Annotated in this window: 5 protein-coding genes; 1 reads left to right on the plus strand and 4 read right to left on the minus strand. The window is 41.5% G+C overall.

The features are described from left to right. The 4 genes from VLN09_RS11325 to VLN09_RS11340 form a co-directional block, all read right to left on the minus strand. The coding region (locus tag VLN09_RS11325) for a thymidine phosphorylase (protein ID WP_325246579.1) at positions 1 to 1074 on the minus strand (1074 nt) is incomplete at its 3' end. Positions 1075 to 1086: 12 nt separating this feature from the next. After that, positions 1087 to 1506, minus strand: a complete 420-nt coding sequence (locus VLN09_RS11330) for a cytidine deaminase (RefSeq protein WP_325246580.1) — start codon at positions 1504 to 1506, stop codon at positions 1087 to 1089. A 39-nt stretch (positions 1507 to 1545) separates the two neighbouring features. Then, a complete protein-coding gene (locus tag VLN09_RS11335; RefSeq protein ID WP_325246582.1) occupies positions 1546 to 1737 on the minus strand; it encodes a hypothetical protein in 192 nt (63 codons plus the stop codon). A gap of 117 nt (positions 1738 to 1854) precedes the next feature. Next, the gene (locus VLN09_RS11340; protein WP_325246584.1) at positions 1855 to 2103 is read right to left on the minus strand and encodes a hypothetical protein; all 249 of its coding nucleotides are present in this window, start codon (positions 2101 to 2103) and stop codon (positions 1855 to 1857) included. Between the two features lie 412 nt (positions 2104 to 2515). Between VLN09_RS11340 and VLN09_RS11345 the strand changes: the two genes are divergently transcribed. Beyond that, the coding region (locus VLN09_RS11345) for an adenosylhomocysteinase (RefSeq protein ID WP_325246586.1) at positions 2516 to 2887 on the plus strand (372 nt) is incomplete at its 3' end.

Consider the following 2887-nt stretch of genomic DNA (forward strand, 5'->3'; position numbering starts at 1 on the left):
GCCAATATCACGCGTTTGCATACCTGTGATGTAGCCATGCTCAGGCGCGATAACATCGACAATAATGTTGGCACGCTGCATTGAGCGCCATGGATCTTTCATAAAGTCACTTGGCCCGCCTAAGGCGTGAATCATCTTACCGAAAAGTTCTGCAGCGGCACCAGAGGCTAAAGCAGCATTGATTTTTTTCAATGCTTCATCTTCATTTGCAGCAACTTTTGCACTCACCAACATAGCTTTAGCGAGTGAAACCACCACCGCATGCAAACGAGGTTCGCGCAAACTGCCATTTAAATATTTCACCGTTTCAGCCATTTCTAAGGCATTACCTACCGTAGCGCCAAGCACTTGGTTCATGTCAGTAATAATCGCTTGAGTTAGCACTCCTGCACCATTGGCGACATTGACAATACTTTGTACTAATGTCCTAGCATCATCAATATTTAACATCATAGCGCCGTTACCCACTTTGACATCTATCACTAATGAATCAAGTCCTTCCGCTAATTTTTTCGACAGAATTGAAGCCGTGATCAACGGAATAGATTCAACCGTTGCAGTAATATCTCGAATACCGTAAAGGCGCTTATCAGCTGGGGCTAAATTATCAGTTTGTGAAATAATCGCCATACCAAGATCTTTAACAATACGCTTAAATTCGCTAATGCTTGGTTGAACATTAAAGCCAGCTATACTTTCCAATTTATCAGAAGTGCCACCGGTATGACCTAAGCCTCGACCTGCAATCATTGGCACGTAAGCACCACATGCAGCAACAATTGCCGCTAGCATAAAACTAACTTTGTCACCCACTCCACCCGTTGAGTGTTTATCAACAACTGGGCCGTCAAGCTCGGGCCAGGATAAAACATCACCTGAATTTTTCATCGCCATGGTAAAGTCGATTATTTCACGCGTTTCCATGCCTTGTAGAAATATAGCCATCGCCATGGAACCCACTTGGGCGTCATTAAAATTTAATGTTACTAAGCCATCAACAAAATACTGTATTTTTTCTTGGGAGAGTGAACCACCGTTACGTTTGATGCGAATTATTTCTTGTGGTAATAACATTAATTTAAATCCTTATTTTTCTAATAAATCTTTTGGCATAAAAGCATCAGGTAATAATTGATTAACTGTCCATTGCTTTGTGTCGTTATTATGGTTAACGGCCATAACTAATGCCTCAGGAGCTAAAAACTCAGCAATGACTTGCCGACAAGCGCCACAAGGCGGCGTCAGCTTATCTTGATTGGTATAAATAACGATAGCGGAAAACGCTTGCTCGCCTGAAATCACCCCTTGTGCTAAACAGTTACGCTCTGCACAAACCGTTAAACCGTAAGATGCATTCTCAACATTGCACCCTTGAACTATCTTGCCGGTTGCCGTTAATGCCGCGGCGCCTACCTGAAATTGGCTATAGGGGGCATATGCTTTTGCAAAGCCCTCTTTGGCCGCTGCAACCAGTGCTACGATGTTGTTATTTTCAATACTAAACATAATCAGACCCTTTAATTGACCAAATGGTCAACTTATTAGCTATCCTATAAAAAATTCTTTAGTGTAACCTGAGGCTACTTTCAAACTATGTTCAATTTCATAGTTACCCGCATCTAAGGCATCAATATTACGACTTTCACTATAAACATTGTACTTATAGTTAGAAGCTGCCTGAGAACTAGTACCAGTATTGCCATCGACAACATTTTGATGGGTATAATGGATATTCATATCAAAGCCATTTTCCCAGCTTTTTCTCAAGCTAGTGGTAATAACATTTGAATGGCCACCTCTATCAGCGTTAGTTAATAAGATATCGTAATGATCTTGGCTAGTAGCATCAACTGGTTAATAAATAATACGACCATCTTTGATCATCTCGCCACTTAGCTGACGGTTTAAGTCACGCCATGCTAATGAATCTTGCTTATCAACGTAGATATATTCACCAGACCAGGTCCAGTTATTACCTAAAAGCTCACTGTCGAAGTTATAGTCAAAACCTATGCTATAACGCCACTCAGATGGAGTTTTGAAGTTAGAATCAATAACATCAGTTTCGCCATCTGGGGCAATATTCGCTAATGAATCTTTCATATCTTGAGATACAGCTAGAGAAGTTAAATCTGTGTAATCTTCAGAATTAGTAACGTAATTGATACCAGTTTTACTGTAAGAATGAGAGATCCATACATTAAATAAAGCAGTATGATTTATTCACAATAAAAGTTCATTAATTGATGGCATTTTTTTAGCGCTGTAAATGACTGCCTATTATCTTACGTGCCTATACCGTCAGCTATTTATGTTATCCAACAGGTGACAATCGATGATTCATCTATTACAATAACGACCTCCGAGAGGTGTTGCGCCATAAGAATGCATGACTGCATCTTATGTTAGGCTCGGTTAACTGTTGATTACCATTGAATGGTTATTGACAGCGCAAATAACGGCACCTGCGTTTTTATTCTTTTTATCATTCGTTAACCACTGATAGGAGCATATTATGGACGCAGTGTCTACTACACCATCTGCCCATACGATCGACCCCTCTTTCACTGACTATAAAGTCGCTGACATCAGCCTTGCTGATTACGGCCGCCGTGAAATTACCCTTGCCGAAGCTGAAATGCCCGCTCTGATGGGCTTGCGTCGTCGCTACGAAGCTGACCAGCCACTCAAAGGCGCTAAAATCGCTGGCTGTATCCACATGACCATCCAGACTGCCGTCCTTATCGAGACATTAGTCGCGCTAGGTGCTGAAGTACGCTGGACCTCATGTAACATATTCTCAACTCAAGACCATGCTGCTGCGGCAATTGCTGCTGCTGGTATCTCTGTTTATGCTTGGAAAGGCGAAACAGAAGAAGAGTATGAG

Source organism: Psychrobacter sp., from assembly GCF_035469765.1.
Lineage (GTDB): Bacteria > Pseudomonadota > Gammaproteobacteria > Pseudomonadales > Moraxellaceae > Psychrobacter.